This window comes from Undibacterium sp. FW305-107, assembly GCF_058788535.1.
Window position 1 is genome coordinate 1 of the sequence record NZ_JBYTAV010000013.1, and the last position, 21,439, is coordinate 21,439.

General features: G+C 50.8%; 16 protein-coding genes. 5 read left to right on the forward strand and 11 right to left on the reverse strand.

What is annotated here, in order from left to right; genetic code table 11:
- Positions 1-303 precede the first annotated feature (303 nt).
- Positions 304-1,035: an SDR family NAD(P)-dependent oxidoreductase gene (locus AC3WQT_RS24640; RefSeq protein ID WP_492708008.1), complete on the reverse strand. Its 732-nt coding sequence runs from the start codon at positions 1,033-1,035 to the stop codon at positions 304-306.
- A gap of 2 nt (positions 1,036-1,037) precedes the next feature.
- Positions 1,038-2,135 carry a patatin-like phospholipase family protein gene (locus AC3WQT_RS24645; protein WP_492708010.1) on the reverse strand — a complete coding sequence of 366 codons (1,098 nt, stop codon included), beginning with the start codon at positions 2,133-2,135 and terminating at the stop codon, positions 1,038-1,040.
- Positions 2,136-2,176: 41 nt separating this feature from the next.
- Here AC3WQT_RS24645 and AC3WQT_RS24650 point away from each other — a divergent pair, with 41 nt between their 5' ends.
- Positions 2,177-3,370, forward strand: a complete 1,194-nt coding sequence (locus tag AC3WQT_RS24650; protein ID WP_492708012.1) for a phosphatase PAP2 family protein — start codon at positions 2,177-2,179, stop codon at positions 3,368-3,370.
- Positions 3,367-3,987 (forward strand): CDP-alcohol phosphatidyltransferase family protein, encoded by a 621-nt coding sequence (locus AC3WQT_RS24655; protein WP_492708014.1) that lies wholly within the window; start codon positions 3,367-3,369, stop codon positions 3,985-3,987. Before AC3WQT_RS24650 ends, AC3WQT_RS24655 begins: the two co-directional genes overlap by 4 nt.
- On the opposite strand, the gene AC3WQT_RS24660 is transcribed toward AC3WQT_RS24655, so the two are convergent.
- From AC3WQT_RS24660 to AC3WQT_RS24675, 4 genes are all read right to left on the reverse strand, one after another.
- A complete protein-coding gene (locus AC3WQT_RS24660) occupies positions 3,935-5,737 on the reverse strand; it encodes a bifunctional alpha/beta hydrolase/class I SAM-dependent methyltransferase (protein WP_492708016.1) in 1,803 nt (600 codons plus the stop codon). The two genes, AC3WQT_RS24655 and AC3WQT_RS24660, sit on opposite strands and share 53 nt — an antisense overlap.
- A gap of 26 nt (positions 5,738-5,763) precedes the next feature.
- A complete protein-coding gene (locus AC3WQT_RS24665) occupies positions 5,764-6,597 on the reverse strand; it encodes a phosphatidate cytidylyltransferase (RefSeq protein WP_492708018.1) in 834 nt (277 codons plus the stop codon).
- Positions 6,598-6,833: 236 nt separating this feature from the next.
- Positions 6,834-8,477, reverse strand: coding sequence for a diguanylate cyclase (locus AC3WQT_RS24670; RefSeq protein ID WP_492708020.1), 1,644 nt, complete (start codon positions 8,475-8,477; stop codon positions 6,834-6,836).
- Positions 8,478-8,870, reverse strand: coding sequence for a response regulator (locus tag AC3WQT_RS24675; protein WP_492708021.1), 393 nt, complete (start codon positions 8,868-8,870; stop codon positions 8,478-8,480).
- Positions 8,871-9,308: 438 nt separating this feature from the next.
- Between AC3WQT_RS24675 and AC3WQT_RS24680 the strand changes: the two genes are divergently transcribed.
- On the forward strand, positions 9,309-10,940 hold the full coding sequence (locus tag AC3WQT_RS24680) for a M28 family peptidase (RefSeq protein WP_492708023.1): 1,632 nt from the start codon (positions 9,309-9,311) through the stop codon (positions 10,938-10,940).
- Positions 10,941-11,034: 94 nt separating this feature from the next.
- On the opposite strand, the gene AC3WQT_RS24685 is transcribed toward AC3WQT_RS24680, so the two are convergent.
- The 5 genes from AC3WQT_RS24685 to hutU form a co-directional block, all read right to left on the reverse strand.
- Positions 11,035-14,814: a DUF748 domain-containing protein gene (locus tag AC3WQT_RS24685; protein WP_492708025.1), complete on the reverse strand. Its 3,780-nt coding sequence runs from the start codon at positions 14,812-14,814 to the stop codon at positions 11,035-11,037.
- 130 nt (positions 14,815-14,944) lie between these two features.
- Positions 14,945-16,168, reverse strand: coding sequence for an imidazolonepropionase (hutI, locus tag AC3WQT_RS24690; protein ID WP_492708027.1), 1,224 nt, complete (start codon positions 16,166-16,168; stop codon positions 14,945-14,947).
- A complete protein-coding gene (locus AC3WQT_RS24695; RefSeq protein WP_492708028.1) occupies positions 16,168-16,776 on the reverse strand; it encodes a HutD/Ves family protein in 609 nt (202 codons plus the stop codon). The genes hutI and AC3WQT_RS24695 overlap by 1 nt, the downstream gene beginning before the upstream one ends.
- A 105-nt stretch (positions 16,777-16,881) precedes the next feature.
- Positions 16,882-18,423, reverse strand: coding sequence for a histidine ammonia-lyase (gene hutH / locus AC3WQT_RS24700; protein WP_492708030.1), 1,542 nt, complete (start codon positions 18,421-18,423; stop codon positions 16,882-16,884).
- Positions 18,424-18,496: 73 nt separating this feature from the next.
- Complete coding sequence (gene hutU, locus AC3WQT_RS24705) at positions 18,497-20,197, reverse strand: urocanate hydratase (RefSeq protein WP_492708031.1); 1,701 nt, start codon at positions 20,195-20,197, stop codon at positions 18,497-18,499.
- A gap of 300 nt (positions 20,198-20,497) precedes the next feature.
- On the opposite strand from hutU, the gene AC3WQT_RS24710 reads away from it, so the two are divergent.
- Together AC3WQT_RS24710 and AC3WQT_RS24715 are read left to right on the forward strand one after the other, a co-directional pair.
- The gene (locus AC3WQT_RS24710; protein ID WP_492708032.1) at positions 20,498-20,905 is read left to right on the forward strand and encodes a rhodanese-like domain-containing protein; all 408 of its coding nucleotides are present in this window, start codon (positions 20,498-20,500) and stop codon (positions 20,903-20,905) included.
- Positions 20,902-21,387, forward strand: coding sequence for a GNAT family N-acetyltransferase (locus AC3WQT_RS24715; protein WP_492708034.1), 486 nt, complete (start codon positions 20,902-20,904; stop codon positions 21,385-21,387). Before AC3WQT_RS24710 ends, AC3WQT_RS24715 begins: the two co-directional genes overlap by 4 nt.
- The last annotated feature ends 52 nt before the right edge of the window (positions 21,388-21,439 follow it).

The window sequence follows — 21,439 nt, forward strand, 5'->3', positions numbered from 1 at the left end:
GTTTCTTCATCATGTTGAGGCCTCTTTGTGATTGAGTTTCCTCTTATTTCACTGTCCTGGCAAATTAGACCACTACACCCTTTTTAGCGAAGCAAAAAGGGATGTAGCCGCCGGTCTACCACCGGCCTGCAATCGTAAAATTACATGTGCCAGTTTTAAAGAAGCCAGATTGGCTAAGAATCTGAAATTAATGAACTTCGCAACATGCTACGAACGTCTCTAGATTCCTGCCAAAAACACGCAGGAATGACGTAACTACGGTTGCTGTATTGTTGACGCGAAGGAATTCTGCAAGAGTCCGTACTATTTCCTCAACTTCAACACCCACCTCGGTAAAAGATTGAGCAGCGCAATCAGCCACTTCATCTGCCACGGAAACACCAGCCTGTCACGCCGCGCAGAAATAGCATCCGCAATCAAAGCTACCGCGCTCTGCTCAGGCATGATAAAAGGCTTATGACTGGCATCACCCTCATTCAAAGCGCGCAGCTTCGCGGTATCAATATAGCCCGGCACTATCGCAGTCACGGCAATGGAAAAAGGCTTGAGCGCAATACGGTAGGTATCAGACAAACTCAATACACTGCGCTTGGTCGCGCTATAGACAGAGGCACCAGGATAATCATGCAGCAAACCAGCGACGGATGAGATGGCAACCAGTTGCCCCGATTTTTGCAGCAGCATTTTTTCAGCTGCCAATTCAAACGCGTGGCTCAGGCCGCTGACATTGGTCCGCAGCATGTGCAGAGTAGCCGCTTCATCCAGCAAGTGGCTGCGGGTATTGAAATAAATGCCAGCTGTGACGATCAGCATGTCCAGGCCTTGTGCAGCAAAATCATCGAAGGCTTGCGACAAGGCGGCACGGTCTGCGATATCAAACTGGTAGCTGACTAAACTGGCAAGGCTATCCAAGTCAGCAGGCAGGCGCTGCAAGTCACGGCCACAGACTGCTACTCTGTCACCGCGCTGCAAATAGTGACGGGCAAGCGCCAGGCCTATGCCACTGGTGCCGCCTATCACCATGATGTTCATCATGCTCAGGCCACGCCCCTGCTGTATTTGTCGCTGCTGCGTATCATGATGGCTTCATCATAGGCGGCCTGTCTGGTAAAGGCTTCCATGCCACGCGCATAACCATACTGCCATTGCGCTTCCATATAGGCGACATAAGTGGCGTGGGTTTCTGGCATGCTCAGGCGTATGCGGTTATTGCGCCAGTCCAGTTTCTTTTGTACCGACTCCTTGGCCAATACCGTCGCCACGTCAGAAGTATCGATACGCACATCGACTGACTGACCATTTGCATAACGCAGGCGAGCATTGCCGTCCAGGCCCAATACGGTACGCCAGGCCGGGATGGAAAAAGCCTGGTCAAAGCTTTGCTTGAATTCCATCATGACTTCATCGGCCAGGCGTTTTGCTATTTCAATTGGGAACAAGTCCAGTACGCCACCAAAATAATTGCCATCGGTGTGGGTATGGCAGCGGAAATAAAACATGTCTGTGATAGAAATACGTGCTGCCAGACTGGTTGGCGTTTGTACGTCACACAATAGCTGCTCTGAAATGGCATGCTCACCCCAACGCGGGTCTGCTAATGGCGAAGACATACCGTCCAGCAGCGCTGCTGCTCTTGGATCACAAAACACGGTTTCTGCAAATAATTTGCGCTGGCCGCGCAGTTGCCCGACTTCACTTTCATTAAACAGCAGTTTGCCACCTATGATGGCGGTGGCGACAGACTGTGCACTTGCTGCGACAGGTGGTAAAGGCAGTTCAGCCGGGATTTCAAACAGATATTCATTGAACAAGTCAGGTATGGTGTTGGCAGAGTCACGCCCAAAACCGCGCTTGGCAGCCAACGCCAAAGCGCGGACTATGCCCGCCCTCGAGGACGATTTCAAACCACTCCAGTAGTGATACATCTCTTCAGAACTGAGCCATGCCTTGCGCTGTGCATCATCTGGAAACGCGGCGATAATACTTGCCGCAATGGCACCACCACAGCTTGCCAGCAGAATATCAGGCGCACGGCCAGCCTCGCAGGCAGCTGCGTACATTCCCAGATAAATACCAAAACGAAACCCACCGCCTGCCAATACCATGCAGCGTTTATATTTTTTAACTTGATTCATACTGCTAAAATATCACACTGTTAAGGCTAAACATACACCAAATGCCGTCCACTCCTGCAACTGTGCAACACCGCTTGCGTCACTGGTTGCTGAATGCCTTGACGTTTGCCCTGTGCTATCTGACCGCGAATATGCTGGCACAACAGCAAGGGATAGCACGGCACGCTGCTTTTTCATTTGAGGCTGGTATCCCGTTTTTACAATGGATGATCGTTCCCTATCTCAGCTCTGGCCTGTTTTTTTGTCTGGCTTTCATCATGATGAGCAACCGGGATCAATTGCGCGTACTCAGCCAGCGTCTCTTGCTGGCAACCGTAGTCGCATCCTTCATTTTTGTACTATACCCCTTGCAATTCAGTTGGCCCAGACCAGCCATCTCTTCTGCATGGTGCGCATATCTTTATGATTATCTGGCATTAATAGACAAACCATATAATCAATTACCATCACTACATGTCGCTTATTGCGTTTTATTTTGGTTTGGTTTGCGTGAACACGTCAGGTCTGCTCTGCTACGCATGGCTTTGGCAATGTGGTTGATACTGACGGCTGTCTCGACCCTGTTCACTTATCAGCATCACGTGCTGGATGTCATAAGCGGCGCATTGCTGGCCTGGCTCTGCATGATCTTTGTCAAACCGAAAAAGACTGAGCCACAGGTGGCATTTTATTATTTGATCTTTGCCAGCCTGTTTCTCATCATAGGAGTGATCGCCCTCCACAGCCTGTTGGCCTTGTATATCGCGTGCAGTCTTTTGCTGGTCAGCCTGGCATATTATCGCCGTGATCGTCATTTCTTGCATAAGAAAAAAGGAGGCTATCCTTGGTGGATATGGCTCTTGTATGCGCCCTATCTGCTTGGTTACCACTTGACCTGGCATGCTGTGGCCTGGCGTGAACGGCACAAACCTCTCATTATCAAACTGACAGAACAACTCTGGGTAGGACGCCGCCTCAGCAATGCAGAAGCAGCACAATTGCCAACCGCTTGCAGCATCATTGATCTGGCAAATGAGCTCAGCGAAAGTCCCGTCTTGCGCACACCAGCCAACCGGCACGTCCCTCTGCTGGATTTGTTGACACCGCCACCAGAAGCAGTCAGCGAAATACTGCAATATCTGCATGAAGAAATAGTTGCTGGCAAAACTGTTTACCTGCATTGCGCCATGGGTTATAGCCGATGTATATTGCTGGCCAAACTGTATATGTCACAAGGGGCACAAAGCAAGTCATGAGTTTTTCTATCTACCAACTGAAGCCACGCTTTCAGCAACTGCTGCAACCGCTACTGGCTGGTCTGGCAAAACGGCATATCACACCAAATCAGGTGACCTTGCTGGCAATGTGTTTGTCCATCATCTATGGCATCGCACTGGCTTGTTATCCGCAAAATAAAAGCCTGTGGCTGGGCCTGCCTGTCTTCATGTTTGGGCGCATGGCATTAAATGCGATTGATGGCATGCTGGCGAATTTTACCGGGCAAAAAACAGCTTTTGGTGCCATCTTCAATGAAATTGGCGATCAGGTTTCAGATGCGGCCCTGGTTTTGCCTTTTGCTTTGGTAGTGGGCATACAACTGCCCTTGCTGATTGCAGTGGCCATGCTGGGCTTGCTGACAGAATTTGCTGGCGTGGCAGCCTTGCTGGCAGGTTCAAAACGCCGCTTTGATGGCCCCATGGGCAAAAGCGACCGCGCTTTTGCCTTTGGTTTGCTGGCTTTGCTGGTAGCGTTTCAGTTACCAGCTATCTGGCTGAACGCCGTACTGATCATCGTCCTGCTACTCTTGCTCTGGACTTTGTTCAATCGGATAAAACGGGCGTTGCCGCATCACGCTGTGCCACCGACACCGTAAATATCCCGGCTATGCCAAGCTGGGTCGCAATCTTTTTGCAACCTATGCTGGCGACCAGGGCATCCATTTCTGCCTGTGGTCGCGGGCGCATTTGCCATGACTGACCCCGATGACTATTCAGTGTTTTGGCGATCATCAATAATTGTGGATGCCATGGCTGACCGGTGTAGACCAGGTGCCCGCCAATTTTCAATTGCTGCTGTATGCCGCGCAGGGATGCCAGTACCAGCACATTGTCGCTGAATAATTCATACAAGCCCGAGACGATGACGATGTCATAGGCATCTTCCTCGGCGGGGTAACTGGTTGCAGCAAAGGCATCGCGGCATTGATAGCTGATCTTGTTTTTCAACTGCAAACGTTCAGCCAGCAACCTAGCCTGATCCAGATTAGCCTGGTCAAAGTCACGCAGGCTGATTTCTATATTGCGGTTCTGGAAGCGCTTGATGGTTTCCAGCACATAGCGGCCACCACCAGCAGCAATATCGAGTATGCGTACTGTCTGGTCTGCCGGGCATCGCTGTATCAGATCAGACAAGGTCTGCTGCATCTGCGCCTTGCGCTGGCGTATGCCGCGCCAGCCTATGGCATCCAGATAACCACGGTCTATCATGCCACCGATGAGCAAACGACCACCCGCCTGATTGCGATAAACATAATCGAGTGAAGCACCGGAATCAAAGCCATGTTGCAGGCCAATAGTCATGCCATTGCTGAGTCTACCCAAATATCTCAACATAAACTTTTGCATGCCGTAAAAAGCGTTTTCCAGCGCACCACCCAACTTACCCTGTTGCAGTGCCTGGTATTGGCGCGCACTCTGGCTTAAGGTATCTGCCTTGAAATAATGCGGCAAAGGCAATAAGTCTTTACCATAACATTCGATGATGAAATCCTTCGCTGCCTGTATGGCTTGCTGCACCTGGTTTTCACTTTCATAAAAAATCGCGTGATGGCAGTTTTCTATGAGGACATAGCGTTTCAACGTAGATGAGATACTTTCAAAAAATTGCTTTTGCGGTGCCTGCTTGACGACATAATCCTTGTCGGCAACCAGCATCAGCACTGGTGCATCTATCGCCTGGGCGTCCTGCACTACCCGCCTGGCTGTATCAGCCAGGTCCAGCAACACCTTGGCAGAAATATTCTTGGTAATCAGCGGGTCTGCATCATAAGCCTTGGCCTGCTCGGCAGAATGCGTGAGCATCGCTGAGCGTATATAGCTGGTAACAAACAAGTCAGGCTTGAAGCAAGTGGCAAAACGCAACGCCGGCTTAGCCAGCGGCACATACAGATTGATATCAAATGCGGCAGCAGCCATCACTACACCACGCACCCGCGGCGCATAATCGTGCAGCCAGGTAGCTGCAATCACAGCACCCACACTGTTTGCCACGATAAGCATGTTTTCTTTGGCGATGCCGTAGCTTTGCTGGATATGATTGATGAAGCTGTCAAAATCATGCACCATGGTTTGGAAATCAGGCGCATCACCACGCTCACCTGGCGAATTACCGTGGCCGCGCGCATCCCAGGCAAAGGCCCAGTCCTGGGTAAAACCAAATTGTTCTACCAATGGGCCTATGCGGCCAGAGTGTTCATGACCACGGTGTAAGAATATCAGGGCTTTTTGTGGCTGATATGCTGGAATAGCCAGCGGTTGCCAGACGCGATAAAACAAACGGGTACTGTCATGGCTGTCAAAGCCGGATTCACTGCATAGCCATTTCGTTTGCAATTCTGTTGTCATGCATAGTCCTTATTAAATTCTTTTCTTCAAAATAACAATCCCAGATACAGTAGGGGTGCGGTCAGGACCAGGCTATCTACCCTGTCCAGTATGCCGCCATGCCCAGGTATCAGTTCAGAGAAATCTTTGATCTTCAAATAGCGTTTGGCTGCAGAAAAAATCAGGTCACCGGCAAAACCACCGAACGACAGCAAGACGCCCATCAACAGCAAGTAAGCAGGGCTGGCCAGATGCAGGTAGGTACCCAGGCCAAGTGATACGAGCATGGAAATCACCACGCCTCCCATCAGGCCCTGCACGGTTTTATTCGGGCTGATAGTGGGGGCGATAGTTTGCCTGCCAAAAATTTTTCCACTGACGAACTGGGCTATATCGTTGAGGGCAGTAACGACAAACAGATAAAAAAACCAGGCCAGCCTGACTTCGTTTGAAAACGGCAGCGTCAATAAATCCAGCATGAAACTCAAGCCATAACAGAGCAGTACAAACAGCATGAGGAGTAATTGATTGCGCTGGCGCCAGATGAAAAACTGCAGCGCTTGCAGACACAGTATGGCGGGTAAAATCAGGCTGGGATCAAAACTGTCCACATATTGCAAGCTTATCTGCAGCGCCACCAATATGAAGCACGGCAACAAAAAACGCCAACGCGGACCAGTATAGTGCAGGGACAATTCACGCACTGCCAGTAGCACGATGAGCAAAGCCATCAGGAGTGGCCCCAGAGGATACAAAAACAGGCTCAGGCTGACGATGGGAAAAATAAACCACCAGGCATTCACCTGTTTGCGCAACTGGCTTTCGGGCGAGCTATGCCTGCCTACTCCAACACTCGCAAAAGCCAGAAGCAGGTAAAGCATCAACATGGCAGCCAGAGTTGAATTGCCGAGAAGAAATTTTGAAAACACTAAGCAACCTGAACAGCAATAAAGATACTCCAGTGTACACTGAACTTTGTCTGCACTTGCTTTTTCAATATGTAAGCATAAGAAACAATGCCTCTATCAAAGTTGAGCCGCAAACAAAACAGGCCGCCATGGGCTCGGCCCCCTATGGCAGCCTGTGTTTTACTTGCTGCTCAGTAGATTAGAGCAGGTCAGGCCAGGCTGATACGGTTGCGCCCTTCCTGCTTCGACACATACATGGCAGCATCGGCAATATCGAATAAATCATCAGCATCCAGCGTAGATTCAAGATCGGCCACACCTCCAGAAAAACTGACGGAGAAATGCCCGCCTTCGCAATGCTGCTGTATCTTGGTGAATGCCAGCCTGACCTGATCCAGTACCCGGCGTGCCGTGGTGGCCGAGGTATCCGGGAAAATCACAGCAAACTCTTCGCCACCATAACGTCCAACGATATCACTGCGGCGCAGTCGTTGCCTTAAGAGCCTGGCCAGCGTACGCAAGACCTGGTCACCAGCGGGATGTCCGTAGGTGTCGTTGACATACTTAAAGTTATCAAGATCTATCATCGCCAGTGCCAAAGGCGAACCGGTACGGCCAGCTTGCGAAATCTCGGATGCGAGTTGCTCCTTGATGGCAGTGTGATTAAACAAACCGGTCAAACCATCGCGCATGATCAGGGCGCGCAAAGAGCGGTAGCGCTCAGCCCTTGAGGCGATGGAAGATTTCAGATATTCCGGCGCCACCGGCTTGGTGATGAAATCATCCGCCCCTGCCCTGACGGCATCGAGCTGCTTGCTGAGGTCTGCCTCACTGGACAGGAATACGATAGGCACATCAACATAGGAATTATCTTGCCTGATCAGACGCGATAGTTCGACACCACTGCAGACTGGCATGTAAATGTCCATGAGCAGCAGTTCTGGGCGAAAATCTGTCATCACCGTCAATATCTGCGTTGGGTCATTGAGCAGGTAGACATTCATGCCTGCATCACGCAGGATTGCGCCGTAAAACTTGGAAGTCACGGCATCATCATCAATGATGAGCACGCGATAACTCTTGTTTTCACCAAGTTGCAGCAGGGATTCTATGCGCTCAGTCAGGGCGACAACATCGACAGGCTTGGTGAAATAGCCGTCACCGCTGGCGCGTACTGCCAATAAACGTGAATCAAAGCTGCTGGAGCGCGATACAAATACCGTAGGGATACGGAAGCGTTCTATCTGTTTGATGCGTGAGATTTCTTCAGCCCCTGCGACTTTGCCTTCCGGGAAGCTCAGCTCTATGACGATCACATGCGGTCTGCGAGTAGCCACTGCTTTTGCCAAGGCACCGAGATGGTTCATGCGCACCACCTCATAACCGAAATGCTCAAGCTGTGTGGTGATTTCCTGATTTTGCGCTTCGTCCTCGTCCACCAGATAAATCAGATGGGGGTCACTTGATTCACGCTCTTCTTCCTGCACGCTCTCGGCCACACCATTAACAGGCTTATTGTCATGCTTTAAGGCGTATTCAAAATAGCGATTAACTTCATCTGAGTAAGCCTTTAGCTCAACCGGGTCCCAGGCTTTCCCCTCAAGATGAGGTTTTAGTGTGGATTCAAATACCCTGGCCTGCGTACCTATGTCAGCGAAGCCAAAAGTACCGGCTGAACCTGCCATGGTATGCAAGTGCCGGTGCAGGACAACCATGGAGTCTTTGTCGTCTGGACGTTCAACTACCTTTTGCAAGGTACTGGTAATCTCTTCGAACTTGGACGGCAGCTTCTGCATAAAAATTGCTTCGAGAGCAAGCAATTTTTCTTGCAGGCTATCATTTTTATCAGACATTTAAGCCTTCTCCTGCCATAAACCTCGCACCTGAGTTGACAGTTCCATAGGATCAAAAGGTTTTGCAATAACGCCTATGGCGCCCAGCGACTTATAAAAATCCATTTCTGAAGACTGCACCTTGGCAGTCATGAAGATGACTGGCGTAGACTCGGTACCAGGCAGTTTGCGCAACTCGGCCAGAGTGGTCGGGCCATCCATATTCGGCATCATGACGTCAAGCAGCAGCAAGTCAGGAACAAAGCCAGCATTGACTTCTGCAATGGCCTGCGCCCCGGAACTACAAGTTTTCAAACTAAAACCACCGACAACTTCCAAAGCAATTTGAGCCACGGTTTGTATATCAGCATCGTCTTCAACATACAAAATGCTGGCGAGCGTTGCAGAAGTCATTGCTACTCCTTATTGCGATAGATAAAACAGATGGCCTCAGGATAAATCAAGATTACTCGTAAAACAACAATAAATCCTGTTCATTATCAGAATAATCATCATTCGCAGAGCCCTCGACAACAAAGTCAGGACCTAAATCCCCTTTTTGTTCCCACTAAAAATGTATTTTTGAAATAATTATTCACTTATCCGTCAGACAATCAAGATTACTCTTACTATAAGGCAAATAATTAAGGGAAAACACCGCCGTTTCCAAGTATGTTGACCTGACATAGTTCATCAATATGGTAGCGTCCCTGTGAGACCTACATATCTTGTACTGCAACGATAATGGCTATTATCCTGCTTCTGTGAACCGTTGATATCTATTGGCAAATAAAAAACACCGACTTTGTAATATGATCTGGCGGCAAATCAAATCAATTTATAGGAATACTGATGCGCCTCGTGTTAACCGTCATATCCAGCATAGTTTTAAATTTTGCGCTGTCCCATCATGCTACACAGGCGCAGCAAGTGCAAGAAGCTCCCTTGCGTGCGCATCTGGCATTTTTATCTGACGACTTGTTGGAAGGACGTGGTACCGGACAACGCGGCGGCGATCTTGCAGTGCGCTACCTGGAAACGCAAGCGGCAGCAATGGGTTTGGTGCAGCTACCGGGCGCAAATGGCTACAGGCAAACTGTGACACTGGTTGGTAGTCAAACGCTCAGCAGTAGCCAACTGCGTTTTGAAACTAACAAAGCTACCCTCTCGCCAGCCCTGGGGACTGAGATTGTGTATGGTTCTTCCAACGGCAAAGCTGATAATGATTTCAATGCTCCGCTGGTATTTGTCGGTTACGGTGTACGCGCACCAGAAGAGCGTTGGGATGATTTCAAAGGCGTCGATCTCAAAGGCAAATTGCTGATCATGATGGTTAATGATCCTCAGCCAACCCTGGCGGAACCAAATCGTTTTGCGGGAAAAGCGCTCACCTATCATGGCCGCTGGACATACAAGTTTGAAGAAGCAGCACGGCAAGGTGCCGCGGGTGTGCTATTGATACACACTTTACCCTCAGCCAGTTACGCCTGGAACGTGCCACAAACATCTTTTAGCCATGAACGCTTTAGTCTTGGCAGCGACGGCAATAACGGCAATGCACTGGAAGGCTGGCTACAGGAAGATATTGCCAAGGCGCTGTTCGCTGCAGCAGGGCAAGACCTGGATGCGCTGCGTGCACTCGCCGAAACCCGTGAATTCAGGCCGGTCGCAATCGATGCAAGGGTTCATGTGACATTACGCAGTAGCGTGCGTAAAGTGGAGCAGCAAAACATCATTGGCATGGTCCCTGGCAAGGATGCAAAACTTAAACATGAGGCAGTACTGTATTCCGCGCACTGGGATCATCTGGGCATAGTACAAGAACCCGGCAAACCTGCACAAATCTGGAATGGCGCCGTGGACAATGCTTCCGGTGCGGCCGCATTGCTGGTCATGGCGCAAGCTGCAGTGGCACATCCGACGAAACGCACACAAATTTTCTTATGGCCTGCGGCGGAAGAACAAGGCCTGCTTGGCAGTGCATTTTACGTTCAACACCCATTATGGCCACTGGCAAAAACTGCAGCTGATCTCAACTTGGACAGCATGAATTTTGTCGGCAAAACCCAGGACATCGGCGTAGCAGGCAGTGAGCACAGCAGCCTGTTTAACAGCGCCACGTCCGTTGCCAAAAAAATGGGCTTGCGCATTGCACCACCCGTTCCCGATTTAGGAGGTGCCTTCTTTCGCGCCGATCATTTCAATTTTGTGCGGGCGGGTGTTCCGGCGTTTAATGTCGGTTCCGCTGTGTTTTCTGGTGATGGATCATTTGCCTTTGATCACGATGCAGAGCAAGAAGCAGCACAAATGAAAGCGTTTAAAAAAGACTACCATACCCCGCGCGATCGTTATAACCCGGCATGGGATTTAAGCGGCATGCTACAGCAGGCGCAATTTACTTTAAATCTGGGTTATGCACTTGGCAACGACACCGCGATGCCTGTCTGGAAAAAAGATGCGAGGTACAGGCGTGTAGCGCAGTAATAGGATTGTGGCAGGGACAACGAATACTCCAGTACAGATCCCTGCTTACCGTGCTGCTTCATTGCAAGACTAAATCGCTTCCGCCTTGTTCAGCCTATTTCAGCAAGAAATCCACCCGGTTCGGACTGCCCTTATCCTTGATGCCATCGGCACTGAGTCTGGGGGCAATCAGGAATAAGCGCTCACGTTCAACACCAGAAACATCTTCCAGATAATCACGCACGGCGTCAGCGCGTTTTTGTGCCAGAGAGCGCAAGGCTTCGGGGGTAACCTGGGTATTGGCGAGTATCATTTTTTCGGCCTCTGCCGTTGGCAGAGTCTTGGCGAGGCCAATGGCATTGCGTGGCTTGGTGAATTTTTCTGCCTGATAGACTTCTTCCACATACTTGGCTTTTTCAGCATCCGTAATGACGATGTCTTCTTTTTTGATCGTACGGTCTTTTTGATGCACGTCTTTCCATTTCAGTTCACGCATTTTTTGCAGCAGCAATATCTGGCGTATGCCGTCAGCATCACTCGCTGGCTCTACCCGACCTATGATGTCCAGTTTCAGGGCACTACGATTTTTAAGCGCCTTGGCGAGACTATCAAGCTTGGCAGCCGCAGCAGGCGTCAGACTGGTCTGGCCTGGCAAAAATTCGATATAAGCCAGCTCTTCCCCACCACCAAACATAGAACCTAACAGAGCGAATGGTGAAGTCACAGCCTTGGTAATCACGTTCATGAAGACTTTGAAGATAATGCCACCCACTGAAAATTGCGGATCAGACAGGGAACCGGTAATAGGCAAGTTAATGGCAATACGGCCCTGGTTATCTCGTAACAAGGCAACTGCCAGCATCACGGGCAATTTGGTTGCCGTCGGGCTGTCCACTCTTTCACCGAAAGTCAGTTGATCAAGGCGCACATCATTTTCTGCCTGTAATTGCTGATTCTCTATGCGGTAAGATACTTGCATGGACAGCTTGCCTTTTTCTATGACGTAACCAGCGTACTTGGCTGCATAGGGCGTCAGCCGTGTCAATTCCAGGCCATTGGCGCTGGCCTTGACATCCATGAACATGGGGCTGGCCAGAGGGTTCAGGCTGCCCGAGATCACCAGAGGCGCATCATCATCAACCTTGCCAGTCAGTTCTATGGTCGCTGGTTGCGGATTGTCGGACGCGATCGCACCTATGGTGCCTGTTACACCCGTCAGGTTGGCTGTGTAATTTGGCTTGACGAAATTGTCGGTAAAATTGATATTGCCACCCTTCAATGTGGTCTGGGCTATGCGTATCACGACCGGATTGGTTTTTTCTGGCTTGGCTGGCAAGGGCACGGTAACGATATTCGTCGTCGCCGTTTTGCTGGTGACGGCTTTTACCGCAGCATCGTCTGTCTGCGCTACTGGCGATGCTGCAGTTGCGGTTGCTTCTGCTTCTTCCGCATCAGCTTTCTTGGTACTGAGGATAGTCTGTATATTCAGCTTACCCTTGGCAGACAAAATGGCGCGCGCATAAAAATCATTGAGTGCCAGTTTTTTGAGGGTAACCAACTGCTTGTCGCCACCGATCTGTGCACTGATGCCATCCATGGCGATGTTTTTCCATTCCAGGAAATCTTCTTCAGCACCATTTTCCAGCAGGTGGAAGTCATTCAGTGCCAGCATGCCTTCGTAATTAATTTGCCTGTTACTGTCGAGTACATTGTTCAGGTTTAATTTGCCTTTGATATCTGCCCTGCCACGTGTCAATGCGGCATTCACATAAGGCGACACATACGGAAATAATGCCGACACAGGCAAACCCTGCCCATCCAGATTCATGCTGATGCTTTTTAGCTGGCTGGATGCTGTTGCGTCTAAAGCCAGTTTGGATTTTTTTCCTATATTGGTCTGCAAAGTCATTTTCACTGGCTGTGACATATCGCTGCTGAGTTTTTCCACATGCAAATTGAAGGCATCCAGCTTCAGCTTCACTTCTGGCGACATGGATTTATCATTGAAGCTGACAGCACTGTCCTTGAAATCCAGACTGGCAAGATTGACTTTCCATGTTGCCGTAGCGGCAGCGCCAGGCGTGCTAGTGGCGGCACTATTTACTGCGGCAGGCGCAGCCGGGCTGGTGCCTGCATTGGCACTTGAGCTGGATTTCAGCCATTTCTTCAGGTTTAATACCGCTTGTTCATCGCGCCGCACATCCGTCACCAGGCCATCAAACAGCACGCTACCTATATTGACTTGCCTGCTCTCCATGTTCAGGGTCAGCTTATCTACCGTCAATGCTTTCAGGTTGAAACTGCCATCATCAGCAGACTTGGGCTTGATGGCGAACTGACTGAGTTTCATGCCCAGATCATCAACTTGCACCAGACCTTTTTGCACTTGCAATTGCGCATTCACATCAAACTTACCACTGACACTGGCGAGCAGATAATTACTCAGCAAAGGCTGGTAAGTAGCCAGAGACCAGGAGCTTAAAGCCAGTTGCGCCTTGGCCGTACCATTCAGTGGCTGCATCTCGCCTTCCAGTTTCAAGCTCTCATCGTTTTCACCACTGAGTGCAAACTTGAACGCAGCCGCTTTGGCATCTGCTGCAGAAGACAAGCCACGCGCGGTCAGACTGATATCTTTGAGGTTGACGGTTTGTGCAGGGTTAGCGTGCTTGGCATCACGGAAATGCAAAACCCCTTTTGACAGCTGCAATTCTGCCAATTGCTGCAAGGCAGCGACCGGTTTTGCCACGCTCACTGCCACGGATGATGCGGCAGAAGCGGTGCTAGCCGTTACAGGCACTACCGTATTCTTAGTGTTCGTTTTGCTATCTTTGGACGGAGTAGCGGGCGCAGGTGGAGTGGCCAGGCTAGCCCAGTTCAATTGCCCCTGCTGATTGATATCCAGCCAGATTTCTGGTGAAGACAATTCCAGCTTGCTGATGCTGGCTGCGGCTGTCATGACATTCACTTGCTTGATTTGTGCATGCAAACTGCCCAGCTTCAACAAGGGTGTACCCGCCTTATCGTTGACATGCACGTCATCCAGATTGACATCACCCGCCAGCAACAATTCGGCATGGGCATTCTTGCGGCTGAAAATCAAATCCAGTTTGGTCGACAATTTTGCGTTCTGGATTTTCACAGGCAAGGCTACGGGCACATAGGGCAGATATTGTGTCAGGTCCAGTTTGTCAAGATCAATTGCGAGAGAAGTGTCCAGGCTATTCGTGAATGGCTTCGCCCTACCCTTGAGCACAAAGTTTGAACCATTGACCTTGGCCGACAGCATGGGTTCGACAAAACTCTCTACCTGATTAGGGAAGTTGGACACAAAGGGCACGCCGATTTGCAGTGCTTCTATCTTGAATTGCTCATTGACGACCTTGTCATCTATCTCTATGCGTCCACCTGCGAGCTGCAGGTTTGCCAGCGAAAAGCGTGCCGTCGATTCGCTCTTGGGCATGGCTGCAATTTTCTCCAGTATATCGCTGAAGTTGTAGCGACCGTAGCCCTCACCCGGAGTACGGACAATATGTACATAAGGTTCGGTGAGCCTGACTTCATCGACGATCAGGGCCTGACGAAACAGCGATGCCAGCGACAGATTCAGTACCAGCTCCCTGACCTTGACTGCCGGTGTACGCTGGTCAGCCTCATACAAATTCAAACCTTCTATCGTCAGCGCCAGTTTGAAGGGTGAAAAGCGGATATCCGTCATATCCAGCTTGCGGCCTATCTGTTGCTGCACTTGCTCAGCTGCGACACGCTTGACTATACCCGGCAGAAAAGCCCAACTCAGCGCTGCCAGCAAAAATACCAAGCCAACCAGGCCTGCGGCCCAGCGCCCCAAGTGCCAGCGTTGGTTTGCATTGGTGATTTTCTGTTTTATTGTCGTCATGTCAAGGCCTGATGGTTCTGTTGCGTTTGTTTATAGCTAAGCAAGATTATAGTCGTCAACGACAGCGATCAAAAGAAAACCCCGTCTAAGCGGGGTTAAAGAATGTCAATCAGCAAAGATTCCGAACTCTCTAGGCCAGCAACTTCCCAGCAAACACCTTGGCCTGCGAAGGATTACCTGCAATGTGATAAGCCAGGTCTGCCGGTCTGGCGATGTCCCACAGCGCAAAATCAGCAGTCTTGCCAACTTCCAGACTGCCAGTTTCGACACTCAGGCCCAAAGCTTGCGCCGCATGGCAAGTCGCGCCCTGCAATGCTTCCAATGGCGTCATGCGGAACAGGGTGCATGCCATGTTCATGGTCAATAACAGCGAAGTCATGGGTGAAGTACCCGGATTGCAATCCGTTGCCAGAGCAATCGGCACACCAGCCGCACGCATGGCTGTCAATGGCGGGTATTTGGTTTCTCGTAAAAAATAGAATGCACCTGGCAAGAGCACTGCCACCGTGCCGCTGGCCGCCATGGCTGCTATGCCTTCATCCGACAAATATTCCAGATGATCTGCAGACAGGCCTTTATATTGTGCCGTCAATGCTGCGCCGCCCTGATCAGATAATTGTTCAGCATGCAGTTTCACTGGCAAGCCATGCGCTTGTGCAGCCTGGAATACCAGTTCAGTTTGCGCTGGAGTAAAGCCTATTTTTTCACAGAATACATCGACGGCATCAACCAAACCTTCAGCCACCAAAGCTGGCAGCATCTGTTCGCAAACCAGTTTGATGTAATCGTCTGCCCGCCCTGCATATTCTGGCGGCAAGGCATGTGCACCTAAAAACGTCGTTTTGACGCGCACGGGAAATTCACGTCCTATGCGTCTGGCCACGCGCAGTATGCGCGCCTCGGTTTCCAGGTCCAGGCCATAGCCGGACTTGATTTCCAATGTGGTTACACCTTCCGCGAGCATGGCGTGCAAGCGCGGCAGCGTTGCAGCCAGCAATTCATCTTCACTCGCTGCGCGGGTGGCACGCACAGTGGCATTGATGCCGCCACCCTGCCTGGCAATTTCTTCATAAGCGACGCCATTCAAACGCGCTTCAAATTCGTTGCTGCGGTTACCTGCATACACCAGGTGGGTGTGGCAATCGATGAAGCCGGGTGTCAGCCAGCAGCCCTTGCCATCATGTGTTTTGGCAGCGACATACTCTGCTGGCAATTCGCCTTGCTTGCCCAGCCAGGCGATCTTGCCATCTTTGACGGCGATGGCAGCATCTTTGATTTCGCCATAACCGTCCGTCATGCGAGCCAGGTGGACATTGATCCACAGGCTGTCCCAGTTTAAAGCTGTTGAAGTCATCAGCTGTCACCCATGCTTAAAAACTGTATGCGTATCAGATACAGTACCGCGTCTTCATCAGCGTGCAGGTTCAGTCGTATGCCCTGATGCTCATGTTCCTCTTCAAACAGGCAGCAATCATAGTCTTGCAAAGTCTCACCTGTGGCCAGACGGGCACTGCCTTTGGCGCAGAACAACAAAAGCTGCTGGGCATCATTGGCTTCGATGAAATGCTTGCCTGCTTCCAGCCTTTGCATGTGATGGGTGCAGACATCGCGCCGCGTCATCATGTTCAGGTCCAGCACTGTGCCATGCAAGAGTTCGGCATTGATAGGCGTTTCACCTTTGAACTGATGCGGCAAGCTATCCTGTTTGAGGAAAACACTCTGACCATGAACCTGCTCGCTATCGCTATGCAGTATCAAGCCTTCGCCCGATAAAATCGCCAGCGTCCTGTCTATCTGGGCAAAATGCGAAAACGGGCCATTGCTGCTGACTTCAGCTGTACTCAAACGCCAGACGAAATGATCGAGGCTGGCATCTGTAGGAAATATCGCCAGCTCAGTCGTGCTGCCGCCGCCATTTTTCCATGGCATGGTTTGATAGTCTAGTCTTGTCCACTTACGCATGGTAATCAAAAGCTTTCAACAAAATACAAAAATGGCCCTCCCAGATGAGAGAGCCATTATCTTAATACAAACTGCTTAATTCAAACTGCTAAGGTTCAAGCAGAATCAAGCCAAATACAGATTTTGATACAACTGCTGGCATTGTGCGCTCAAATGGCCTTCGACGACCAGCGCTTTTGCTGCTTCTATATCAGGGGCGAAGAACCTGTCTTTGTCATAGAAAGCCACTTTTTCGCGCAAAAGCGTGTGGACTTGCTTCAACATCGCTGATGTTTGCAAAGGCGCATGGAAATCCACACCCTGTGCCGCCGCCAGCAATTCTATGCCAACGATGGTCGCTGTATTGTGGGCCATTTCATGCAAACGGCGTGCGCCATAGGTCGCCATGCTAACATGGTCTTCCTGGTTGGCAGAAGTCGGAATGCTATCGACACTGGATGGATGGGCATGTGATTTGTTTTCAGAAGCCAGCGCCGCGGCCGTCACATGGGCGATCATGAAACCAGAATTCAAACCGGATGAAGGCACAAGGAAAGGTGGCAGGCCAGAAATCGATGAATCGATCAACAAGGCGATGCGACGCTCAGAGATGGAGCCTATCTCGGCAATTGCCAGTGCCAGGGTATCTGCCGCAAAAGCCACAGGCTCTGCATGGAAGTTACCGCCAGAGATAACTTCACCGGTTTCCACGAACACCAGTGGGTTATCCGTCACTGCATTTGCTTCGATCAACAAGGTACGTGCCGCATTATTGATAATGTCGAGGCAAGCACCCATGACCTGTGGCTGGCAGCGCAGGCAATATGGATCTTGTACGCGCTCATCGTTGACGAGATGAGACTGGCGAATTTCACTACCAGCCAGCAGGTTGCGATAAATCTGTGCTGTCGCGATCTGACCAGGTTGGCCACGGCTGCTATGGATACGCGCATCAAACGGGGCATCGCTGCCCTTGGCGGCATCGACTGACAAGGAACCGGTAATGGTCGCGGCTTCCAGCAGACGCTCTGCCAGGAACAGACCATTCAAAGCAAGTGCCGCGGATACCTGTGTACCATTGATGAGAGCCAGGCCTTCCTTGGCAGCCAATACGACAGGCTTGATACCGGCAGCAGCCAGTGCTTCTTTGGCAGGCACAAGCTTGCCATTAACACGCGCATCACCCTCGCCCAGCATAGCCAGCGTCATATGCGACAACGGAGCCAGATCACCGGATGCACCCACCGAACCCTTGACCGGGATAGTCGGCATGATGTCTGCGTTATACATGGCGATCATGCTATCGATCACAGAAGCACGGATACCGGAAAAACCACGCGCCAGGCTGGCGATCTTCATCGCCAGGATCAGGCGTACGACTTCATCCGAAATCAATTCACCAGAACCGACGGAATGCGAAAGGATGAGATTACGCTGCAAGAGTTCCAACTGGTCATCAGGGATACGGGTCTTCGCCAGTTTGCCGAAACCGGTATTGATGCCGTAAGCCGCATCACCTTTTGCCACGATTTTATCTATCGTGGCGGAAGCGGCATTGATGGCGGCATAGGCGGACTCTGCCAGCTTCAACGGCTGGGATTTGGTCCAGATAGCACGCAGGTCGCTCAGCGTGAATTGACCGGGTTGAATTTCAAAATGATTACTCATGTTTTTTCCTGAATACTTTAAATATCGTTTTAATTCCCTCCTCTTCAAGGGGAGGGAGTAAAGCGGTGCTTGATTACTTTGCTTTGGCAATCATAGGTAAATTCAAGCCCTCACGTTCTGCACATGCAACGGCCTGCTCATATCCCGCATCCGCATGACGCATGACGCCAGAACCACAGTCATTGACCAGTACACGCGCCAGACGTTTAGCGGCAGCTTCGGTACCATCAGCAACAATGACCATGCCAGAATGCTGAGAATAACCCATGCCCACACCACCACCATGATGCAGTGATACCCAGCTGGCGCCGCCAGCAGTATTGAGCAAAGCGTTAAGCAATGGCCAATCGGACACTGCATCCGTACCATCGCGCATGCCTTCGGTTTCACGGTTGGGGCTGGCGACTGAGCCTGTGTCCAGATGGTCACGGCCAATGACGATCGGTGCTTTCAATTCGCCATTTTTGACCATTTCATTGAAGGCCAAACCTGCGATATGACGCTCCCCCAGGCCCAGCCAGCAAATACGTGCAGGCAAACCCTGGAAGGCAATACGTTCACCGGCCATTTCCAGCCATTTGTGCACACCTTTATTTTCAGGGAACAGTTCCTTGATCTTGGCATCGGTCTTGCGGATATCTTCCGGGTCACCCGACAGAGCTACCCAGCGGAATGGGCCTTTGCCATCACAGAACAGCGGGCGGATATATGCAGGTACAAAGCCAGGGAAGTCAAAGGCATTCTTGACACCGGTGTCAAAAGCCACCTGACGGATGTTATTGCCGTAATCAACTGTCGGTATACCCATGGCGTGGAAATCCAGCATGGCTTGCACATGTACGGCGCAGGCCTGTGAGGCATCAGCAGTCAGTTTGGCATGCTGGGCAGCGTCTTGTTGCGCAGCCTTCCATTCAGCCACTGTCCAGCCTATAGGCAGGTAACCATTAATGAGGTCATGGGCAGAAGTTTGATCTGTTACCAGATCAGGTTTCATGCCGCCCGCTTTTGCGCGCTTGACCAGTTCTGGCAAGATTTCTGCGGCATTGCCGAGCAAGGCAATCGACACCGCTTCTTTACGGTCGCAATGATGCTTGATGAGTGCCAGCGCATCGTCAAGATCTTTGGCCTGCTTGTCGACATAACGGGTGCGCAGGCGGAAGTCTATGCTTGATTGCTGACATTCGATGTTAAGAGATACGGCACCGGCAAAGCTGGCAGCCAAAGGTTGTGCGCCACCCATGCCACCGAGACCAGCTGTCAATATCCAGCGGCCACCCCAATCACCATTGAAATGCTGGCGACCTGCTTCTGCAAATGTTTCATACGTACCCTGGACAATGCCTTGTGTGCCTATATATATCCAGCTACCGGCAGTCATCTGGCCATACATGAACAGGCCCTTGCGGTCGAGTTCATTGAAATGTTCCCAGTTGGCCCATTTGGGTACCAGATTGGAATTGGCGATCAGCACGCGGGGTGCGTCTTCATGCGTCTTGAATACGCCTACCGGTTTGCCGGACTGTATCAGCAAGGTTTCATCTTCATTGAGTTCTTTGAGCGATGCCAGGATCTGGTCATAGCATTCCCAGTTACGGGCTGCGCGACCTATGCCACCATAAACGACCAGATGCTTGGGGTTTTCTGCCACCGCCGGGTCAAGATTATTCTGGATCATGCGATAGGCCGCCTCGGCCACCCAGGTCTTGCAGGTTTTTTCAGCACCGCGTGGTGCGTGGATTACGCGAGTGGCATCCCAGCGTGGATCGTTGTTCATAGTCTCTCTCCATCAGTTAAATACAGGATAGCGGCAAAATCACAGATATACCGCCCAAATTTAAGAATCCGGTCAAGCAAACAAAAAGCAATAAAACCGGACAAAGCTGAATCATTGAGAGAAAGTTTAAGTTGTATATACAACTTTTGCAAGCGAATACTTGAGGGATTTTGTAAAAATTTTGCCCGCTTGAGATTTTGGCGCGATATTACCGGATCATGCCGTTAACGCCACTATTCGATTTAGATGAAGAAGCCGACAATAGCTACATATTCAACCCACTCATGAAAGGCAAAAACCATGTCCGTCGTCACTGAAGTCGCCGCAGCCAGCAGCCAGGAAGCCATTGCCCATTTTGCAGACAGCCTGCGTTTTGAGACAGATTGCTGGGATACTCACCACGCCTTGTTTGAAGGCAAGGCTGATTTTGTCTTGCTGGACGTTCGTAGCCCAGAATCTTATGCCAAAGGTCACGTGCCCGGCGCTATCAACCTGTTGAGAGGCAAGATCATCACCTCCAAACTGGCCAGCTATCCGGCAGATACCCTGTTTGTGACTTACTGCGCAGGCCCGCATTGCAATGGTGCGACCAAGGCGGCGATCAGACTGGCGCAGCTTGGCCGCCCTGTAAAAATCATGATAGGCGGCATCACTGGCTGGGTTGATGAAGGTTTTAGCCTGACAACAGAAGTCACTGAACTCGCATGAGCCCGGGGGTAAAAACAACGGCATTCAGCGTACGTCCTGCCCTGGCCAGCGACGTGGCGGGCTTGCTGCAATTGATGCGTGAACTGGCCGCCTTTGAAGGCTACCTGACTGAATTTCGCGTCACCATCGAGGATTTGCTGGCACGTGGACTGGATACGGAACGGCCACAATTCAAGGCTTATGTGGCGGCGACACCAGCAGGCGTTTTGCTAGGTTATGCAGTCCTGGTCGAAATCGCTTTTACCTACGACCTGCGTCCGGATTGGCGACTCAAAGAATTATACGTTACCACACCAGCACGCCAGCTTGGCATCGGCAAGGCATTGATGGAAACCGTGATAGCCGATGCCAGGCAGCATGGTTGCGGCAGATTAAAATGGGATGTACTGCCAGACAATAGCAATGCAAAACAGTTTTACAGACAGCTTGGCGGTGAACCGGTAATGGACTGGGAAGCGTGGGTGCTACAGCTCACCTCCTGAATTTTTCAATCAAACTTAACATCCTCCCACTTGAATTACGGGCTGAGCCCAC

Bases quoted from the DNA above. Each gene is read 5' to 3' on its own strand.
- AC3WQT_RS24640 (WP_492708008.1), bottom strand. From the start codon at position 1,035: ATGATGAACATCATGGTGATAGGCGGCACCAGTGGCATAGGCCTGGCG.
- AC3WQT_RS24645 (WP_492708010.1), bottom strand. From the start codon at position 2,135: ATGAATCAAGTTAAAAAATATAAACGCTGCATGGTATTGGCAGGCGGT.
- AC3WQT_RS24650 (WP_492708012.1), top strand. From the start codon at position 2,177: ATGCCGTCCACTCCTGCAACTGTGCAACACCGCTTGCGTCACTGGTTG.
- AC3WQT_RS24655 (WP_492708014.1), top strand. From the start codon at position 3,367: ATGAGTTTTTCTATCTACCAACTGAAGCCACGCTTTCAGCAACTGCTG.
- AC3WQT_RS24660 (WP_492708016.1), bottom strand. From the start codon at position 5,737: ATGACAACAGAATTGCAAACGAAATGGCTATGCAGTGAATCCGGCTTT.
- AC3WQT_RS24665 (WP_492708018.1), bottom strand. From the start codon at position 6,597: ATGCTTTACCTGCTTCTGGCTTTTGCGAGTGTTGGAGTAGGCAGGCAT.
- AC3WQT_RS24670 (WP_492708020.1), bottom strand. From the start codon at position 8,477: ATGTCTGATAAAAATGATAGCCTGCAAGAAAAATTGCTTGCTCTCGAA.
- AC3WQT_RS24675 (WP_492708021.1), bottom strand. From the start codon at position 8,870: ATGACTTCTGCAACGCTCGCCAGCATTTTGTATGTTGAAGACGATGCT.
- AC3WQT_RS24680 (WP_492708023.1), top strand. From the start codon at position 9,309: ATGCGCCTCGTGTTAACCGTCATATCCAGCATAGTTTTAAATTTTGCG.
- AC3WQT_RS24685 (WP_492708025.1), bottom strand. From the start codon at position 14,814: ATGACGACAATAAAACAGAAAATCACCAATGCAAACCAACGCTGGCAC.
- hutI (WP_492708027.1), bottom strand. From the start codon at position 16,168: ATGACTTCAACAGCTTTAAACTGGGACAGCCTGTGGATCAATGTCCAC.
- AC3WQT_RS24695 (WP_492708028.1), bottom strand. From the start codon at position 16,776: ATGCGTAAGTGGACAAGACTAGACTATCAAACCATGCCATGGAAAAAT.
- hutH (WP_492708030.1), bottom strand. From the start codon at position 18,423: ATGAGTAATCATTTTGAAATTCAACCCGGTCAATTCACGCTGAGCGAC.
- hutU (WP_492708031.1), bottom strand. From the start codon at position 20,197: ATGAACAACGATCCACGCTGGGATGCCACTCGCGTAATCCACGCACCA.
- AC3WQT_RS24710 (WP_492708032.1), top strand. From the start codon at position 20,498: ATGTCCGTCGTCACTGAAGTCGCCGCAGCCAGCAGCCAGGAAGCCATT.
- AC3WQT_RS24715 (WP_492708034.1), top strand. From the start codon at position 20,902: ATGAGCCCGGGGGTAAAAACAACGGCATTCAGCGTACGTCCTGCCCTG.